The 20432-nt window shown below is 36.8% G+C and carries 11 protein-coding genes; 10 read left to right on the forward strand and 1 reads right to left on the reverse strand.

Annotated elements, in window-relative coordinates:
- The first annotated feature begins 28 nt into the window (after nucleotides 1-28).
- Together V7121_RS19175 and V7121_RS19180 are read left to right on the forward strand one after the other, a co-directional pair.
- Nucleotides 29-1231, forward strand: coding sequence for a right-handed parallel beta-helix repeat-containing protein (locus V7121_RS19175; RefSeq protein WP_335499635.1), 1203 nt, complete (start codon nucleotides 29-31; stop codon nucleotides 1229-1231).
- 235 nt (nucleotides 1232-1466) lie between these two features.
- Nucleotides 1467-3617: a bifunctional glycosyltransferase/CDP-glycerol:glycerophosphate glycerophosphotransferase gene (locus tag V7121_RS19180; RefSeq protein WP_335547471.1), complete on the forward strand. Its 2151-nt coding sequence runs from the start codon at nucleotides 1467-1469 to the stop codon at nucleotides 3615-3617.
- 56 nt (nucleotides 3618-3673) lie between these two features.
- Here the strand turns inward: V7121_RS19180 and V7121_RS19185 are convergent, their stop codons facing one another.
- Nucleotides 3674-4567: a DUF6270 domain-containing protein gene (locus V7121_RS19185; protein ID WP_335499631.1), complete on the reverse strand. Its 894-nt coding sequence runs from the start codon at nucleotides 4565-4567 to the stop codon at nucleotides 3674-3676.
- 425 nt (nucleotides 4568-4992) lie between these two features.
- Here V7121_RS19185 and rfbA point away from each other — a divergent pair, with 425 nt between their 5' ends.
- From rfbA to V7121_RS19225, 8 genes are all read left to right on the forward strand, one after another.
- A complete protein-coding gene (rfbA, locus tag V7121_RS19190; protein ID WP_335499627.1) occupies nucleotides 4993-5877 on the forward strand; it encodes a glucose-1-phosphate thymidylyltransferase RfbA in 885 nt (294 codons plus the stop codon).
- 25 nt (nucleotides 5878-5902) lie between these two features.
- The gene (rfbB, locus tag V7121_RS19195; RefSeq protein WP_335547473.1) at nucleotides 5903-6961 is read left to right on the forward strand and encodes a dTDP-glucose 4,6-dehydratase; all 1059 of its coding nucleotides are present in this window, start codon (nucleotides 5903-5905) and stop codon (nucleotides 6959-6961) included.
- Between the two features lie 107 nt (nucleotides 6962-7068).
- A complete protein-coding gene (locus V7121_RS19200) occupies nucleotides 7069-9072 on the forward strand; it encodes a CDP-glycerol glycerophosphotransferase family protein (RefSeq protein WP_335499623.1) in 2004 nt (667 codons plus the stop codon).
- A 40-nt stretch (nucleotides 9073-9112) separates the two neighbouring features.
- Entirely contained in the window at nucleotides 9113-10399 is a 1287-nt protein-coding gene (locus V7121_RS19205; protein WP_335499621.1) for an ATP-grasp domain-containing protein, read from the forward strand.
- A gap of 3 nt (nucleotides 10400-10402) precedes the next feature.
- On the forward strand, nucleotides 10403-11527 hold the full coding sequence (locus V7121_RS19210; RefSeq protein WP_335547476.1) for a DegT/DnrJ/EryC1/StrS family aminotransferase: 1125 nt from the start codon (nucleotides 10403-10405) through the stop codon (nucleotides 11525-11527).
- Nucleotides 11520-13376, forward strand: coding sequence for a glycosyltransferase (locus V7121_RS19215; RefSeq protein WP_335499617.1), 1857 nt, complete (start codon nucleotides 11520-11522; stop codon nucleotides 13374-13376). The genes V7121_RS19210 and V7121_RS19215 overlap by 8 nt, the downstream gene beginning before the upstream one ends.
- A 159-nt stretch (nucleotides 13377-13535) precedes the next feature.
- Nucleotides 13536-16880: a CDP-glycerol glycerophosphotransferase family protein gene (locus V7121_RS19220; protein ID WP_335547478.1), complete on the forward strand. Its 3345-nt coding sequence runs from the start codon at nucleotides 13536-13538 to the stop codon at nucleotides 16878-16880.
- A 386-nt stretch (nucleotides 16881-17266) separates the two neighbouring features.
- Nucleotides 17267-20389, forward strand: coding sequence for a CDP-glycerol glycerophosphotransferase family protein (locus tag V7121_RS19225; RefSeq protein ID WP_335547480.1), 3123 nt, complete (start codon nucleotides 17267-17269; stop codon nucleotides 20387-20389).
- Nucleotides 20390-20432: the final 43 nt, after the last annotated feature.

A 20432-nucleotide genomic window follows, 5' to 3' on the forward strand; every position in this document is an offset into this window, starting at 1 on the left:
AGTGAAGAACAAAAAGAGGAGGATTTTTTTGAAGGTCAAGTTAACAAAATTATTTATCGCTTGTTCTATGATGATCGGGTTGGCCGCACCGATGTCTGTGTCTGCCGCTGCCAAAACCTATACAATTTCACCAACTAGTAAGCCTTATAAAGGCAAAATGACTAATTTCAGCACTTACAATAAGTACACGCGACAGTATTATGTACTGCGTTCTTATTTGGAACAGTTTGAAAAAGCGGGCGGGGGCACGCTAATTTTGAAAAAAGGGACCTATACGATTCCGAAAACCCTTTATGTTCCTTCCAATGTAACGATTCGCTTAAAATCTGGTGCGAAAATACTGAAGGGAACGAAAACGGGAACGAAAAAAATTGGACCAAATAAAACCCTGTTCCAGGTTGTTAAGCCGTCGATCTCGCTAAAAAGTGGTGTGCGCGGTAAATACGATGGGGAAAAAAACATCACCTTCATCGGAGAAGGAACGGCGATTATTGATTTGAATTTTGAATTAGATACCATCGCCATCGTTGCCGGACATAACCGTAATATTAAAATCCAAAACATTCATTTCCAAAACCTAAAGCAAGGCCATTTTGTCGAAATGGATGCAACAGATACGGCCTCGATTACAGAAAATGAGTTTGTGAACTCTAAAGCCTCCGTGAACAAAAATAAAGAAGCAATCAATCTGGATACACCGGATAAAGTGACCAAAGGCTGGAATCACCCTTGGAGTAAATACGATAAAACACCGAATCGAAATATTAAGATTGTGGGAAACCTTTTTAAAAATCTTGACCGAGCAATCGGTACTCATAAGTATTCTGAAGGTAAATATCATGAGAATATATTAATTCAATCCAATACAATCGATACGATGCGCGAGGCCCCAATCAGGGTGATGAACTGGAAAAATGCCGTGATTGAAAACAATACGATTAAGAATGTTGTCAATGGGTCAGGAACCTTTAGAGGCATTTTTGCAAGCGGTGCTATCAATCCGACCTTCCGTGAAAACTATTTTGAAAACGTTGCCCGTCCTATCGGCTTTATGCCGTGGAGAAATAGTGACCCAGGGTCGGTATATAAAGTTACCTACAATACGATAAGCCCTGCCAATATTGCTGCATTAAAAACCAACCGTATAAAGAAAACAAAAGAAAACTTTATTCGCATTAACTATATTTATAACGTGTTTGATCGCGGGACGGACAAAATATATTTTCAATAAATGAAATAGAAGGGGCTGCCATTGGCAGTCTTTTTTTTAATCTATAAAAAACTAAAAATTTCCCAGTAATTTTATTAGAAGCATAAATTTTAATATTAATTATGTGGAAACCTATCCTATTCAAGTGTGTGAAGAGTACAATTGGACAAAACATGTTATAATTTAACATTGTTCTACCCCAAACTGCAGAAATTTGTTAAAATCGATTAGGAAACTTGTCGAAATATCAGGGAGTGTGACAGAAGTAATTATGAATACTAAACAAAATGCGATGGTATCAATCATAATCCCCTATTATAATTCCATGGAATTCATCGGAGACTGTTTGAATTCCGTCTTATCACAAAGTTACACCAATTTGGAGATTATTATTATAAATGATAGTTCAGATTCAGAAAACACAGGATACATTGAAACATTGCTTGAAGATAAACGAATCGTCTATTTAAAAAATGAGTCGAAAAAAGGAGTCGCCTATTCACGGAATAAGGGTTTGGATTCGGCAACAGGAGAGTTTGTGTTTTTCCTAGATAGTGAAGATATCTTAGTGGAGCAAGCGATTGATATTCTTGTTGCGAATATTAACGAGGCACCAGCAATTGCTGGAAATACGAAACGTTTATTAAAGCCAACAGATTTAGAGGGTCCTGCGCAGCCGGAAATCATTTTAACCATGAAAGACAGTAATAAAATTTTTAGCAACGGGAGCATTTTAAATGTATTGATTAGGAGCAGTTTCATTAAGGAACATTCGATCCGCTTCTATGAAGGGACGGAAGGCTCTACAGATATATCAGGAGTGATCCAGTTTATCTTATACGTTAAAAGTTTACCAAGCTTAAACATTCGTACATATTTTCAGCGGGTTAGAAATGATCCGATTTCTAATCCAAGTTTGGTTCAGCGTTCCATCCAAGAAAGAACCCGGGATTTTACGACAGTCTACATGGAAATGAATAAGCAGTATGGAAAATCAGAAGTAGTGAAGGAATATTTGGATGGCTTGCTTCTTAGATTTTACCGAAGAGAAGTAATTAATATTTTTCAAGATAAAAAACATCTGGATGAGTTCTTTGCCTTATTATCAACCGTAATGAAAATGCTCAACCCAGCGGCTCTGGCTTCACAGCCTACCCATATTAAAAGGGAAATCAAACAGTTACGGTCTGGGAATAAAGAGAAATTCATTAGGGGCTTTAAATTTCATGTTGAAGCAAGGGATTTTAAGAATGCAATAAAAGGATTTACAAGGCTAAAAAGGTATATTTACAATAAATTTTTCTTGCGATTTCCGATGAAGGAAAATTACATTATATTTGAAAGTTTCTTAGGAAAAAACTATTCGGATAGCCCTCGTAATATTTATGAATACATTATTGAAAACAAAATGGATTATCAATGTATCTGGGTTTTTAATGATAAAAATCGGAAAATCCCTGGAAATGCAAAAATAGTGAAACGATTCAGCCTAGCCTATTACTACTATTTTGCGGTATCGAAATACTGGGTCAATAATATGCGCCAGCCGCTCCATCTTGTGAAACGAGAGGGAAATGTCTTTTTAGAAACCTGGCATGGAACCCCACTTAAAAAGCTGGTGTTTGATATGAAGGATGTCTATTCAGCCAACCCAAGATACAAGCGCGATTTTTATATGCAATCGCGGGCGTGGGATTATTTACTATCGCCCAATCGCTATTCGTCTGAAATTTTTAGAAGTGCATTTAAGTTTGATAACGAAATGCTGGAATACGGGTACCCACGAAATGATATTCTTTATTCACCACAAAAAGAGGAAATTATCACACGGGTAAAGAGAAACATTGGGATTCCTGACAATAAAAAGGTGGTATTATACGCTCCAACCTGGCGGGACGATGACTATTATGAGCCTGGCAAATATAAATTTCAACTTCAGCTCGATTTACACAAAATGAAGGAAATCCTTGGAGAGGACTATGTGGTCGCCCTTAGGATGCATTATTTTATTGCGGACGATATCAACGTGGAAGGCTTAGATGGGTTTGCCTTTAATCTCTCGAAGTATGACGATATTGCTGAATTGTACTTAATTTCGGATATTCTGATTACCGATTATTCTTCGGTATTTTTTGACTATGCCAACCTAGAACGTCCGATTTTATTCTTTACCTATGATCTTGATAAATATCGGGATCAACTAAGGGGCTTCTATCTTGATTTTGAAAATGAAGGACCAGGACCACTCCTTAGGACAAGTGATGAAGTCATTAATGCGATTGCCAAAATTGACGAGGTAAAGAAGGAATATGCCACTAAATATGATGCGTTTTACGAAAGGTTCTGCAGCTGGCATGACGGAAAGTCGACAGAGAAGGTAGTAAGAAAAGTATTTACTGAAAAATAATTGCTGGTAAAAAAAATACTCCCGCTAGCCAATGCTATTGGGAGTATTTTATGTTTTTATTTCAAAACGAGTTTATCTAAGAAATGAAACCTAGAATGCTTGCTGGATTTTAATTGAGTCATTTCATTTTCAGCTGTTTGTAACGCCTGCTCAAGGTTTTCTTTTTGTATCAATGTGTCAGTTAAAATAATTCCTAATAGCTTTCGGGTAAAGTCCTGGTAAAAGCTCATATCGTAATGGACATAAAACATTTCCCACGGATGGTCTTCAACTGAATAGTAGGTTCGCCCGCTGTAATCCAACACTTGGACATCATAGTTTTTGATGACGTGATTGTCAAGGGCATCCCACCATTTATTATACACGGGTACATTAATATATTTCTTCCGTCCGCTCTGGCTAATAATTTTCATTGTTCCAGTTTCTTTATCCAAATATTCATCGACAAATCGTGCTTTATTGATGATAACCTTACAGTGTGGTACGTATACCTGCAAAAAAGTAAATAATGTGGCTACTCCAGCCCTCCATAATTCTAAATACCTGTCTTTTTCATTAAAAAAGATTTGAAATTCTTCTTTTGTGTCTAATTTCGGATACTGGCTGGTTTTTTGGAACAACCACTTCTTGTTTGTTATATAGCTTTCACCAATTCGCTGAACACCATAAAATAAGTCTCCATAAAAATCGATGATTAAATAATCAGGTTGATGTTTTTTCATTTCGCTGAAAAAGCTTTTATCCAATTCTGTTTTAAAATGCCGTGTATCGAAAGGGGACAAATGGTCAATTAAGCTTTCATCAAATGAGATAGGCTCTGCAGCAAGTGAAATCATCGACATTTGGTTTTGGTGAAGGACACAAGTATAGTAGTCCTTATAATCAGGAATGAATTTCGAATTAAAACTATCTCTTGAGACACAGCTTCCGAGTACCGCTATCTTTTTCATGTTGACCGTCCTTCTTGTTTCTTATTTTTTTGGACTACAATTGCCGCTTTTTCAAGACAAACAGTAAATTTGACATAGAATTAGGTGTTAGTTAGTCCAAAGTCCTATCATATCATATTAAGTTTTGAACAATGTGAAAAAACTATGTAAAATTTAATTGAAAATAGCAAATGCTATTCAGTAATTGTAAAGAATTGTATCGTTTCTACATTTTTCACTAATAGTAAGCGTAAAATTGTCGATTCTTGCTTATTGTTATTCCAATTGTAAATATATTCTTTTATAATAAATAAGGTTAAAAAACTACATACAAATAATATATTGACAAGTTGAATATCAGTTATGATTTAAACTGTTAATATTTTGTTCAATTGTTGTATCGTTGAGAAAACATATAAAATAACTATAAAGAGGTGTTGAAGGCAGTGAAAGGAATTATTTTGGCCGGTGGTACCGGAAGCAGGCTGTATCCAATAACCAAGGCCATTTCAAAACAATTAGTGCCTATCTATGATAAACCAATGGTTTATTATCCGTTATCTGTTCTGATGCTTGCAGGTATAAAAGAAATTTTGATTATATCAACCCCAAATGACTTGCCACAATTTGAACGACTGCTCGGAGATGGCAGCCATTTAGGTTTAACCATCTCCTATACCATGCAGGAGAAGCCAGGTGGACTAGCCGAGGCGTTTATAGTAGGAGAAGAGTTTATTGGTCAAGACAAAGTAGCCTTAGTTCTTGGGGATAATATCTTCTATGGTCAAGGGCTAAAGGAATCCTTGCAAAGAGCTGTCAACTTAGAAGAAGGCGCGGTTATTTTTGGTTACTATGTAAGTAATCCTGAAGAGTACGGCGTAGTGGAATTTGATGATGAGGGAAATGTCCTGAGTCTTGAGGAAAAGCCAGCAAATCCTAAATCAAATTATGCTGTTCCAGGGCTTTACTTCTTTGATAATGATGTCGTTGAAATTGCGAAAACAATCAAGCCATCACCAAGAGGTGAATTGGAAATTACAACAGTCAACGAGGTTTATTTACAACGAGGGAAGTTAAAAACTGAAATGTTAGGTCGAGGCATGGCCTGGCTAGATACAGGAACCCATAGCAGCCTGTTAAAGGCAAGTAACTATGTAGAGGCGGTTCAAAATAGGCAAGGATTATATATCTCATGTGTAGAAGAGATTGCCTATCGGCAAGGGTATATTAACAAAGAGCAATTATTGGAATTAGCCGAGTCCCTAAGTAAAACAGATTATGGACAATATTTATTTCATATTGCAGAAACGTACCCTCCTAAAAGGAAATAGTAAATAAAGTAAAGGTGCTGAAAAGATGAAAACCTATTTAGTGACAGGCGGGGCTGGCTTTATTGGCTCTAACTTTGTATTGTATATGCTAAAAAAATATTCAGATATAACCATTGTTAATGTGGATTTATTAACGTATGCAGGAAACCTTGAGAATCTGAAAAGCGTTGAAAATAACGAGAATTATCATTTTGTGCAAGCAGATATTGGAGATTCAAAGGCGATTCAAGCAATTTTCGATCAATATGATATCGATTATGTCGTTAACTTTGCGGCGGAATCACATGTTGACCGGAGTATCGAGGATCCCGAAATCTTCGTCAAAACAAATGTCTTAGGTACTTTAAACCTCTTAAATATCGCCAAAGAAAAATGGTTAGTCGGTGATGATCTGTACAAGGAAGGAAAAAAGTACCTCCAGGTTTCTACAGATGAAGTATATGGATCACTAGGAGAAACGGGGTATTTTACTGAAAAGACACCGCTAGATCCAAGCAGCCCTTATTCGGCAAGTAAAACGTCTGCTGATCTATTAGTGAAAGCTTATTGGGAAACCTATAAAATGCCAATAAACATTACACGCTGCTCTAACAACTATGGTCCCTACCATTTCCCTGAAAAGCTAATTCCATTAATTATCCATAACTGTCTGCATCATAAAGAAATCCCTGTATATGGAAATGGTGAAAATGTAAGGGATTGGCTCTTTGTTGAAGACCATTGTAAAGCGATTGATATGGTCGTGAATCAAGGCAGACTAGGTGAAGTTTATAATGTTGGCGGGCACAATGAACGAACCAATATCGAGATTGTTAAATTAATCATCGCATATTTACAAGAACATGCGGACTCTGGAATTACCGAAGATTTAATTACCTTTGTTAAGGATAGAAAGGGCCATGACCTCAGATATGCGATTGATCCAACGAAGATTACCAATGAACTAGGGTGGGAACCAGAAACCAAATTTGAGGACGGGATCGTTCGGACGATAAATTGGTACCTGGAAAATCAAGATTGGATGAATCATGTTACGAGCGGCGCCTATAAGGCCTATTACAGTAAAATGTATGGTCAGAAATGATAAATTACACCTTCCCTACTCCTTCCAAAAGTAGGGATTAGGCGTTTTTATGGACGACCATTTCAGCAAGGAATATAGCTTCTTTCAGAAAAGTAAGGAGAAGAAAGATGAAGAAATTGATCAAAAGGATAGTTTCGAAACTAGCTCTTACCCATAAGGTAAAAAATGTAGCTATCGAAAATAATGCACTTGTAATTGAATATGATAAACTTTACCCTTCTTTTCTCAAGCGGTATGTGTTGTTAAAGGATCGAAAATCGGGACGGAGGATTCAGGAGTTCTTAGCGGGTAAAAGTATCGCTATTCCATTAGATGATTTAGCAGAATTAACTGATGATGGGACGATCGATGTTTCTTTAACCTCCTATTTATTTTCGAGAAAAATAGTAAGAAGATCTGGATTTTCCAGTCATCTTAAATTAACACAAGTAGTAGATGAAAAAAATAAAACAAAAATAAAAATTTCGAAAACGAAAAAGAAAAATATTGCCATCGCCACTAAAAAGATTCTAATTAACCCAACTATTCATGTACTAAAAAATGAGGGTTTGCATTTTTACATAACGGGAACAATGGAAGATTTCTTTAATAATGAACCTGCCTTTGCAGAAGTGATTATGCAAAGACGAGATGTCAATCGAAGGCATACGTTTATGTTGGACGTAACTAAAGAAGGTTCTTCCAATCACTATCAATTTGCAGGAACCATATATCCAGAAAAGCTTAAGCACGATCTTGTGAAAAATTCGCGCTGGGATGTGATTTTACGAATCACTGATGAAAAGAACAAGGTCCTTCACCAGGAACTGATTAATCTGCAAAGTTACCGGGAATTTGAAAGAGAAGAAGATCGCTATTTAGTAACGAAAGAAGTAGATGAAGACCACGTCATTTCACTTTACGCGACGATGGGGGTTAATAGTTTAGCCCTGTGGTATACAGACCAAGCTCAGTTTGAAAAAACATATGCCATTGCAAGAGGAAAAACGGTCTTTAACGAAGTAAGTAGGGATGAACCACTAGACAAGCATATGGTGGTGTTTGAGAGTTTCTTAGGAAAGAATTATTCAGGGAATCCGAAATATGTTTATGAACAAATGCTAAGAGATCCAAAATATAAACACTATACATTTGTTTGGTCCTATACGGGAGACCATCCAGAAGATATTCCGGGTAATCCGATTCTAGTCAACAGAGAAACGGAAGATTTTTATCGTTATTTGGCCAAGGCGAAATATTGGGTGAGTAATATCCTCTTTCCTGTTCATCGCAAAAGAGAAGGGAATATTTATTTGCAAACCTGGCATGGAACACCATTGAAAAAACTGGGATGGGATATAGATATCGAAGGGCCTGAGGTTTTGGCGAGGGAGAATTTTTATATCGAATCTCGGAATTGGGATTATTTAATCTCTGCCAATTCTTATTCTTCGAAAATTTTTAGAAGAGCCTTTAAGTTTGAAAAGGAAATGCTCGAAACTGGTTATCCCTTAAATGATATCTTTTATCGGAACGATCTTCCGGAAAAAGTAAACGAAATTAAGGGAAAACTTAAATTTCCAAAGGATAAGAAAGTAATTCTATATGCACCAACCTGGAGAGATAATGAGATGGTGGGTTCATGGGAGCATTCCTTTCAATTAAAATTTGATCTAGAGCAATTCTATGAAAACCTGCATACAGACTATGTCTTAGTGCTCCGGATGCATCATCTTATTTCTGATGCTTTGGAGATCGATGATAAATATAAGGATTTTGTATATGATTTGTCTAAATATAATGACATTCAAGAGTTATATATTACCGCTGACGTGCTGATTACTGATTATTCATCTGTGTTTTTTGATTATGCGAATTCTAAGAAACCAATCCTTTTCTATGCCTATGACTACGAAATGTACAAGGAAAATATTCGTGGTTTTTATCTGAATATGGAGGAGGATTTACCTGGACCTGTACTTCAGTCCGGAGAAGAATTATTAGAGGCGATTATCAAGATTGACCACGTAGCGGAGGAGTATAAAGAAAAATATGATAAATTCTATCAGCGCTATTGCAGTTTAGAGGATGGTCAAGCTGCTAAAAGGGTAGTCGATAGGGTCTTTCATTAACTAGATTTCATTGATAACTACGTAGAAGGTTGTGAATAAATTGCAGAAAAATGTATTGGTGTTTCCTTGTGGCTCTGAAATTGGCCTTGAGATTAATAATGCGCTGAAATTTGTCAAGGGGTTAAAGATATACGGTGGATCCAGTGTAGCGGACCATGGAAAATACACCTTTAAAAATTATATAGATGGAATACCGAATGTTGCAGATGAAAACTTCATTCCTGCATTAAATCGGATTGTTGAAGAAAATAATATTGATTATATATTCCCTGCCCATGATAGTGTCGTGCTTACCCTTGCCCAAAACAAGGAAAAACTAAAGGCAGAGGTCCTCACCTCTTCTAAAGAAGTTTGTGAAATTTGCCGTTCCAAGAAGTTAACATATGAAACTTTTCCTGAGGAAGCCTTTACACCGCATATGTATCGTGATCAGAACGAAGTGCAAGAGTTCCCTGTATTTTTGAAGCCAGATGTCGGTCAGGGCTCGAAAGGAATTGCACTAGCAAGAAATAAAGAAGAGCTTGCCTACCATCTAAGTAAGCCAAATAATCTTCTCATCTTGGAATATTTACCTGGGAAAGAATATACGATAGATTGTTTCACTGACCGTCATGGTGAATTGAAGTTTGCTGGAATGAGAGAACGGAGAAGAATCAAAAGTGGAATCAGCGTCAATTCGATGACTTTAAAGATGGAGCCGCAAGTACGGGAAATCGCTGAAGTCATTAATCAAAAATTACAACCGCAGGGAATGTGGTTTTTTCAGGTTAAAGAAGCGAGTGATGGCTCATATAAGCTGTTAGAGATTGCCCCAAGAATTGCGGGAACAATGAGTCTGTATCGAAATAAAGGAATTAACTTTTCTTTATTAAGTCTTTATGACCGTATGGGTTTTGATGTTGATATTATTGAAAATGATTTTACGATCGAAGTGGACCGAGCGCTAATCAATCGATTCTCCTTAGATATCTCTTATGATAAAGTCTACCTTGATTTTGATGATACGATTACATTAAATAAGAAAATTAACCCTTATATTATGATGTTTATTTATCAATGTATGGCAAAAGAAATTGATATTGTTCTGATAACTAAGCACATACATGATATTAGGGAAACATTAAGAACCTTAAAAATTGATCCATCTCTCTTCTTAGAAATTATTCATATCAAACAAGAAGATGAAAAGCATAAATATTTTTCCGTTGATAAATCGGCTATTTTTATTGATGATTCACATAGTGAACGGAGAAAAATCAAAGAGAAATTTGGCATTCCAGTTTTTGATATCGATGCAATTGAAAGCCTAATTGACTGGAGAAATTAACCGATGAAAAATGAACTTATTTTTAAACACAGAATCAACGTCACACAGCCGAAGCTGCCTGATTATGGTATGTACACAGAACTGCTAAAAGAGGTCTGGGAGAAAAAGTGGCTGACAAATGATGGTCCCTTACATGAACGATTTAGAGAACAAGTAAGAGACATGTTAATGGTACCTCAGGCGGAGCTATTTACCAATGGACATCTGGCATTAGAAATTGCCTTAAAAGCCTTAGATTTAACGGGCGAGGTCATTACCACTCCGTTTACCTTTGCATCTACCACTCACGCGATTGCGAATGCCGGTTTAAAACCTGTATTTTGTGATGTAGATCCGATTACCTACAACATTGATGCGACGAAAATCGAACGTCTGATTACACCCGATACTAGTGCGATTGTGGCTGTCCATGTGTTTGGAACACCATGTGATGTCTTTACAATTGAGGCGATTGCCAAAAAGCATAATCTAAAGGTTATTTACGATGCAGCGCATGCTTTCGGTGTGGAGATTAATGGGGTAGGGATTGGTAATTTTGGAGACATATCTATGTTTAGTCTTCATGCGACAAAGGTATTCCATTCGATTGAGGGTGGATTGCTAACCTTTAAGGATGAAAGTTTGTCCCCAATCCTAAAGTCACTTAAAAACTTTGGAATTACTTCTCCAGAAAGTGTTGATTATGTCGGAACTAATGCGAAAATGAATGAATTTCAAGCAGCGATGGGACTATGTAACCTCGAGACGGTAAGAAATGATATTCAAATGCGCGGGAATGTCTATCAAGCCTATGTGGAAGGGTTAAAGGACTTGGTATCTGTTCAGTTATTACCCCAAGACACAGCAGTTAAGGCAAACTATGCATATTTTCCGATTGTCCTTCGCAGTCATGAAATGAGAGATCGGCTTTTTGAAGTTTTGAAAGGGTACAATGTGTTTGCGAGGAAATATTTTTATCCATTATGCAATGATTTCTCCTGCTATCACACTTCTAGTAAGGAAACACCGATTGCCAAAGGGATTAGTGACAATATCTTATGCTTACCAATGTATGCAGACCTTGAAATTGCGGATGTTAAACAAATTGCCGAAATTATCTCATTTGAGTTAGGTGAGCACCTTGAGTAATAACTATAAATTAAGCGTGGTTGTATTAGTTTACAACACAGAGCCATATATGAGAGAGTGCTTAGATTCTCTTGTCAATCAAACGTTAGAGGGACTTGAAATTATCATGGTCAATGATGAAAGTCCAGATAATAGTGTGGCTATTATTGAGGAATACCAAAAGCGCTATCCTAATCTTAAGCTGATTAATCAGCCAAATAGCGGTGGGGCAGTTGCCGGTAATACAGGGTTACAGGCTGCTACAGGTGAATACGTTACGGTCATGGACTCTGATGATGTGGTGCCTCTTGATGCTTACGAAAAGTTATATAAAAAGGCAAAAGAAACGGATGCAGATATTGTCATTGGCAGAGCACACATTCTTGTCAATGGTGTGGTGAAACAGGTTCATTATAAAAAGGAACGTGATGTATGGAAAGAAGAACGGGAAGTAACGAACTTATTAGAGTTTCCCGACATCTTTTATGATGGATTCTATTGGAATAAAATTTACAAACGGGACTTTTTATTTAAGTATGATTGTTTTATGCCCCCTGGGATGCTTTATGCTGATCGGCCGATGGTTCACAAGGCTTTTCTTTATGCAAACAAAATTGAGATTATCCCTGATGTCGTCTATTTATGGAGAAAAAGAGGCGAAACTGGAGCTAAGTCGATTACACAATTAAAAGGTGATATCAATAACTTCAGAGACCGGATGGAGTCCTTATACTATCAGATTAACTATATAAATGAATTCGGAAATGAACAATTAAAAACTGAGTTTCTAAAAAGAAACTTAGACCGGCTCTTTTTTCCGATTAAGTCGATTGTGATCGATGAAGATTTTAAAGAGGTTTTTTTGCAGGAGATAAAAGACTTTTTATCGAAAATTCCTCAGGTATTTGAAAATGATATTGGGATTGTTAAAAATCTTTACATTTATATGATATTAAATGATATGACCGATGAATTAGTAGAGTTTCTTAAGGAGAGTCCTAAGGGAACGATTGTCGAAGAGGACGGAATCTACTACTGGGCACTGCCTTATTTCCGTGACCCGGATATCAATATTCCAGATGAGTTTTTCAAGGTAACAGCTTTGCAAAGTCAGTTTATTACGATGGATAGTTTAGAAATAGATGAGCAATTTATCCGGATCAAAAACATCCGTGTTCCGGATGTATTTCCGATAGATAACGTAAACATTGAAATCATTTCACGATTAGACCAAGAGGATAAAACGGTCTATCCAGTGAAGCGGAATAAGAAGGACATACTTACAGCGAAGATTCCAGTGGATAGTTTTACAGCCAATCACATTTATGATATTTATGTTGTTTTTTATACCAAAGATCAAGAAGAACGGTTTAGAATCACCAAAAGAATGTTCACAAATGGAGTTAAGAGGTTAGAGAATTTTGAAAAAAGTAAGAAGAATAGTTTATTCTTTGTAAAAGGAAAGCTTTCGTATCTAGTCGTTGACATCGAAGTATCATCGGTTCTGCTTGCTGAGGACAATATCCGTATTAGTGTATCAGACGCGGAGCGATTAGAAGACGCGGATTTAACCTTTTTCCTAAAAGACCGAGCTTCGAAGACAAAAATTTATTTTCATAAACGAGAGAATGGCACCTTTGAGCTGCCTTGGAAACATTTCATGGAGCCGAATCATACCTTTGATTTTTTCGCGAGGGTATTTAATAAGGGTGTTCGCTTGCATATCAATCAATTTCCAGCTTTTAAGAGCAACTCAGTGGATAATTTTGGACTTTATAGTGAGTTATATAAGACTGATCAGGAAAATATTTCACTAAAGTCGACCACTGCATTTAGAAGGACTATAAAAAAACTTATCGGCAAATCATAAATTTAATTGCCGGCAAAATAATACCACCATCAAACTCGTTTTGATGGTTTTTCTATATTTAGATTAATTACTAGCTTAGATATTGTATAGTTGACCAAATTAAACTATGCTTAAATCGTCTGGAAACATTAGGTAGTTTGAATAAGGAGCGGGTTTTTAATGATTTCTAAAGTTCTAAAAAGAAGAGTAAAATTTATTATAAATCCAATTTATCACTTTTTTGCTAAAGCAAACCATCGCATTAATTATCAATACACTAAGTATTACGAGAAATTATCGGTTGTGGATAAAACGATTCTCTATGAGAGCCGGGATGGAAAAAGTCTAACTGATAGCCCTTATGCGATCTTTAAGTATTTGCTACATAACCCAGAATATAAAGACTATCAACATATATGGTCTGTAACTAGTTTGGAAGAATTAGCTAGTGTCATTAATCAATTTAAAGATGTAGACAATATCAAATTTGTTAAACGAAACTCTAAAGAATACTTAAAGGCGTTAGCATCTTGTAAATACTTGATAAACAACTCGACCTTCCAATCGTTTTATATCCGTAAAAATGAGCAAATTTATATCAATTCCTGGCACGGGACCCCGCTTAAGAGTATGGGCTTCGACATCCCCGGTAATCCATCTGTCTCGCAAAATGTGGTGCGGAATTTTCTTAGTGCCGATTATTTAATTAGCCCGAATGAACACACGACTCATATGTTTCTTGATAGTTATAAGTTGAAGGGAATCTATAATGGCGAGATTCTTGAAGTAGGTTACCCTAGGATTGACCTCACGTATCACACAAATGCGGAGCTTTTCAAACAATACCTTTCCAAAATTGGGGTTAAGGTGGACCAGAACAAGAAAACCATTCTTTATGCTCCAACTTGGAAAGGGACCAATGTTTCGAGAGCAAAGAATGATATGTTCCAAATCATTGCGGACACTACTTATTTACAGAACAAAATTGGCGAAGACTATCAAATTTTGATAAAGGTCCATCCATTTTTATATGCAGAGGCTAGAAAATTCACAGAAATAAAAGATATCTTAATTCCTGATTTTGTGGATACAAACGAGTTATTAAGTATCGTCGATCTTTTAATTACCGATTACTCTAGTATTTTCTTTGATTATCTCGTCACAAACAATCCGATTCTATTCTATGTTTGGGATTACGATGATTATAATGAATCACGCGGCCGTTACTTGGCTGATGATGAGCTGCCTGGACCTACTCTCTTTACCATTCATGAAGTCGCTGAAGCTGTTCAAAGCATTTCTAAAGTTCGAGTCGAATATAGACAGGTTTATAAGGACGCGATGCTTAGGTTTGCGAGTCATGATGATGGAGAGGTGACGAAAAGAACGGTTGATTATATTTTTAAAGGGCAGAAGCCTGCTTTAAACGTCATTAAACCTATTGATATCCAGAAAAAGAAGATTCTTATCTATCCAGGCGGGATGATGAACAATGGCATCACCTCATCCTTTATTAACCTTATGGATAATATTGACTTTACTAAGTATGATGTGAGTATTTTCATGAAAACACCGACATCAAAAGAGGCGTTGAATAATATTGCAAAGATCAATAAAAATGCCAGGCTTCTTTTTCGAAATGGACTAGCTGTATTAGATATTTCGGAAGTCTATCGGGATAAATTAGTTCACAATCGGGGAGCTCGCAGCAATCTAACCCAAAAACTTTACCCTGAAAAAGCGTATTTAAGGGAGTTTAAGCGATTTTTTGGAAAGTCCCACTTTGATTATGCCATCGATTTCAGTGGCTACAGTTTATATTGGGCTAAATACCTACTCGCTTCCGATGCGAAGAAAAAAATCTGCTATATGCATAATGACCTACTATCAGATAGTGAGAGAACCATAAATGGACGCAAGCCGCACCGCGTTAATTTACGAGGCCTTTTTTCTGTCTATAATCGATTTGACAAATTGGTAAGTGTTTCAGCTGGAACGATGGAGTTAAATAAACAAAATTTATCACAATATGCGGGCGAATCAAAATTTGATTACGTGATGAATTCAATTAATACAAAAAAAATCTTAACCTTAAGTAATGAAGAACCAAGCGAGCAACAAGGTGAAACAACAACGAATCTAAATGGTAAGCTGCTTAGCAATATTGCGTTTAAAGCAAGGGCTATTATTACTAATCCACAGGATCATTTTATCTGGAATCGGCCCGTTGGTTTAGAAGGGGCTAAGCAAGTTGCTTCTGCAAATAGTTCGCTAAAAAAAGAGGTTACAATATTACAAGAGGCGCAGACGGTAACAAGTGTTTCTTACAAATTTACCATCGATGAACGGATTATCGGCTGGCTCGACCAGGAATGTTTTGAACTGCTTCCAGATAGCATCCTCTTTGAAAAACAGGTCAATAAAACTGCGGTTCTTCAAAACGTATCCGGAAATGATATTTGGAATAAACCCTATAAGACAGAAGATATCCAAAAGGTATCATCGAGTAAGGATTACTTAGGGATTGTTGTGGATATTGATCGTGAAGTCAGAACTCAGCATGGCTTCTATAGCAGGTTTTCTATTAATGGGACCTTAATAGGCTGGATCGATTCCAGTGCCTTTTCAAATGTTAGTGATGAGGGGGCAAATCAGCCATTACAGCAGTCTGTCTTTAAGCAGGTTAATAAGCAAAAGTTTAAAGCGATTATCAATCAGCTGGACAACCGGACGCTCGAGGAAAATAATTTATATGAGCTTGCTGTAATCGCCAATCCTGCGAATTATGTGATTTGGACAAAGCCGTATCCTAACCCAGGCTGTAAAAAGATTATGGATGCCAGTGATTTAGCAGAGGCGGAAGTGATTGTGACCAAATGTAATAAAACTCAAGCAGGTAGCTTTTATTTCTTTTATCATCAGGGAAAACAACTCGGCTGGCTCGATCAACGTGCTTTTTCGATCATTGAAAATGCTGAGATTGTTTCTGAAAAAGCAGCCTTTCCCGAACCGGTAAAAGATAATTATAATTTCGTGAATATGGGTAGATTATCACCGGAAAAAGGTCAGGACAATTTGATTAAAGCATTTGCTAAGTTCCATAAAGGGTTTCCTCAATCCAAACTTTATATTTTAGGTGAAGGACAGCTGCGCAAGGATTTAGAAAAGTTAATAGTAGAACTTAATATGGAAGACTCGGTGTTCCTCGTCGGTCAAGTTGAAAACCCGTTTCAAGTGATGAAAAAATGTGATTGCTTTGTCCTTTCTTCCCACTATGAGGGCCAGCCGATGGTGTTATTAGAGGCTATGACCCTGGGTATGAAAATATTAGCCACAGATATCGTCGCAAATCGGACCGTATTAGAACAGGGAAGATATGGTCTATTAGTAGAAAATAGTATTGAGGGATTAGAAAAAGGTCTCACCAAGCTCGCCAAAAATGAACTAGAATATACACCAGATGAATTCAATGCAGAGGAATACAATAAAAAAGCGATGGACACCTTCTATAAGGTATTGGAGTAACATTCTAATGCACATTTTAAAACAAATAGTTATTTTACTAAGATTGCTGAGAAAAAATATTTTTCTCGGCATTTTTTTATTTCAATACCACTGGTTGGAACAATTAGTTGAGTTGAAAGTCCTTATTGAATCACTCTGTTGATTGGAGTGGAAGGCACGAAGACTCCAGCGGGAGTACGGGGCAGGGGAGACCCCGCAGGAGCGAAGCGACGAGGAGGCTCCCCGCAACGCCCGCGGAAAGCGAAGTGCCTGGAGCGCAAATCAACAGACCTATTCAATCCCAAAAAATAGATTACCTGGTTCACTCATATAAGGACTCAAAGATGGTAAGAATAGCTAATAAAAAAATGATAAGAAAGTGAGCAGATAAGGGAGCTGTCGTTTTAATGAACAAAAAGGTTTTAAAAAGAAGGATAAAATTTATAGTTGGGCCACTCGCTAATTATGTAAAAAAATCAAACCATCGCAGAATAATTCATTACCAGCGATACTATGAGAAGCTAAACGTAATTGATGATACTATTTTATATGAGAGCAGGGACGGAAGAAGTTTAACAGACAGTCCATATGCGATTTTCAAATACCTCTTACATCACCCCGAGTATCAGCATTTCAAACATATTTGGTCCATCAATCATCCAAATGAGTTGGAAAGTGTGATTGCGAAGTATAAAGGATTGAAGAATGTCATATTTGTCAAACGTAATTCCAATGATTATCTCAAGTATTTAGCCACTAGTAAGTACCTAATTAATAATTCTACCTTTCAATCTTTTTATATTCCGAAAGATGAACAAATCTATATAAATACTTGGCATGGGACTCCGCTTAAAAGCATGGGATTCGATATCCCTGGTAATCCGGCTCATTCGCAGAATGTGGTGAGAAATTTTCTAAGTGCGGATTATCTATTGAGCCCTAATGACCATACCACCAAAATGTTTCTTGATAGTTATAAATTGAACGGTCTATACAATGGAGCGATTATTCAGGAGGGATATCCAAGAATTGATTTAACCTATCAAACAGTCCCTGAGGAGTTCAAAGCCATATTAACTCAACTAGGGTTAGATGTTGATAAAAATAAGCAGACCATTCTTTATGCCCCTACCTGGAAAGGGACTAATGTCTCGAAGGCGAAAAATGATATGTTTCAACTCATTAGTGAAATGACTTATTTGCGGAAACGGGTTGGAAGCGAGTATAACCTCTTGATCAAAGTTCATCCCTTTTTATATGAACAGGCGAAGAAATTTACCGAATTAAAAGAGATATTAATTCCAGATTTTGTAGATACGAATGAGTTGTTAAGTGTGGTTGACCTGTTAATCACCGACTATTCGAGTATCTTTTTTGATTACCTCGTCACAAATAAACCCATTTTATTTTATATCTGGGATTATGATGATTATCGTGAAGAAAGAGGGATGTACTTATCAGAAGAGGAATTACCAGGACCTACACTCTTTACTATCGAAGAAGTGGTAGTGGCCGTTCAAGGTATCTCAAACATAAGTGATCAATATACACACGTCTATCAAGAGGTAAAGAATAGATTCACCAAGCATGATGATGGAAATGTCACGAGCAGAATTGTCGATTACGTCTTTAATAAGCAAAAAACTCAGGTTCATGTCATTAATCAATTAGACCAGGATAAAAAGAAAATAATCATTTATCCTGGCGGCTTGTTAAACAATGGAATTACCTCCTCCTTTATTAATCTCATTGATAATATTGATTTTAGTAAGTATGATGTGAGTATTTTTATGAAAGCACCCAAGTCGAAGGAAGCTTTAAATAATATTGAAAAGGTGAATAGGAATGCTAGGTTTTTGTTTCGACATGGATTAGAGGTTCGTAGTCTTCTCGAAATTTACCGGGATAAGTTTGTTCATAATCGCGGTGCCCATAGTAGATTGACGAAAAAACTTTACCCTGAGAGCGCCTACAAGCGCGAATACAAAAGACTATCAGGGCGTGCCCAATTTGATTATGCGATTGATTTTAGTGGGTATAGTCTCTATTGGGCGAAATACTTACTTGCTTCCGATGCCAAGAAAAAAATCTGTTATATGCATAATGATATCCGATCAGATAGTGAAAAGGTCATCAATGGGCGCCAGCCGCATCGAATAAACTTACGTGGGCTTTTTTCAGTTTATAATCAATTTGATAAGTTAGTTAGTGTGTCTCCTGCGACAATGGAATTAAACAAACGTAATTTAGTGGAATTTGCAGAGGAGCATAAATTTGATTACGTCATGAACTCGATTAATCCTGAAAAGATATTGAGATTAGGAAATGAGGAGTTGACAGAGAGTGTCACGGAAGCGTTAGTGAACGAGGCGCTAACTCAAGACCAAATTCTTAGCAATCAGGTACTAAAAGCACGGGCAATCATCACTCATCCCGAAAATGAAGGAATCTGGAATAGACCTCCAGTTTATAACGGTGCGGCGATTATTACACCTGCTAATCATTATTTAAATCAGGAGGTCACTATTTTACGGGAGGTACTAACAAGTTCCAATAAATATTATAAGTTTAGTGTGAATGACCGAATTGTTGGCTGGCTTGACGACTCTTGTTTTGAGCTGCTCTCCGATCGAATCCTGTTTCAAACACCCGTGAAAAAACTAGCCGTGATTTCTCACCCGCACGGACATGATCTTTGGAGTCTGCCATATAATTTGGAAGGAACCGAAAAAGTCGCTCCCGCAAAGGTGTATAAAGGTCACTTAGTTGATGTGGATACTGAAGCAAGAACACAGCAAGGAATTTATAGTCGGCTGTTGGTCAAAGGAACTTTTATCGGGTGGGTGGAATCGACAGCGTTGACGATCGTGCGCGAAGAAGATGGAAAGAAAACGCTCCATCCTAAAAAAAATACAAAGATGTATAAGCTTCTTAATAAGAAAAGATATAAAATTGTTATTCCTGAAAAATCAGAAGAGAATGTAGAAATGGTCGAGAAAAAGATTATTCCTCAACCAGTGCATGACAATTTGAATTTTATCACGATGGGACGATTATCACCGGAAAAAGGTCAGGATAATTTAATAAAAGCCTTTGGTCAATTTCAGCAGAACTTCCCAGATTCGAAATTGTATATTCTAGGTGAAGGTCCGTTAAGAAAAGATTTGGAGAATTTGATTGAGGAATTGCAGCTTACGGATTCTGTCTATCTGACAGGGCAGGTTGAGAATCCCTTTACGTTTATGAAAAAATGTGATTGTTTTGTCCTTTCTTCTCATTATGAAGGACAGCCCATGGTATTATTAGAAGCAATGACTCATGGAATGAAAATCATCGCGACGGATATCGTCGCCAATCGAAATGTTTTAGAGAATGGACGATATGGGTTATTAGTAGAAAATAGTATTGAAGGGCTTGAAAAAGGAATGACCCAATTTGCTCGGAATGAATTAGATAATAGTCTTGATGAATTTATTCCAGAAGAATACAATAAAAAGGCAATGGCCTCATTTTATCAGGTGTTAGAATGAGGCTGGAAAAATAGATCCGACATGCAGATTACAAACTAAGGAG

Origin of the sequence: Neobacillus drentensis, from assembly GCF_036962125.1 — a bacterium.
Lineage (GTDB): Bacteria > Bacillota > Bacilli > Bacillales > Cytobacillaceae > Neobacillus > Neobacillus drentensis_B.

What these genes read in the sequence shown, in the direction of transcription:
- V7121_RS19225 (WP_335547480.1), top strand. Translation starts at nt 17,267, where the DNA reads ATGAACAAAAAGGTTTTAAAAAGAAGGATAAAATTTATAGTTGGGCCA.
- V7121_RS19220 (WP_335547478.1), top strand. Translation starts at nt 13,536, where the DNA reads ATGATTTCTAAAGTTCTAAAAAGAAGAGTAAAATTTATTATAAATCCA.
- V7121_RS19210 (WP_335547476.1), top strand. Translation starts at nt 10,403, where the DNA reads ATGAAAAATGAACTTATTTTTAAACACAGAATCAACGTCACACAGCCG.
- rfbB (WP_335547473.1), top strand. Translation starts at nt 5,903, where the DNA reads ATGAAAACCTATTTAGTGACAGGCGGGGCTGGCTTTATTGGCTCTAAC.
- V7121_RS19200 (WP_335499623.1), top strand. Translation starts at nt 7,069, where the DNA reads ATGAAGAAATTGATCAAAAGGATAGTTTCGAAACTAGCTCTTACCCAT.
- V7121_RS19185 (WP_335499631.1), bottom strand. Translation starts at nt 4,567, where the DNA reads ATGAAAAAGATAGCGGTACTCGGAAGCTGTGTCTCAAGAGATAGTTTT.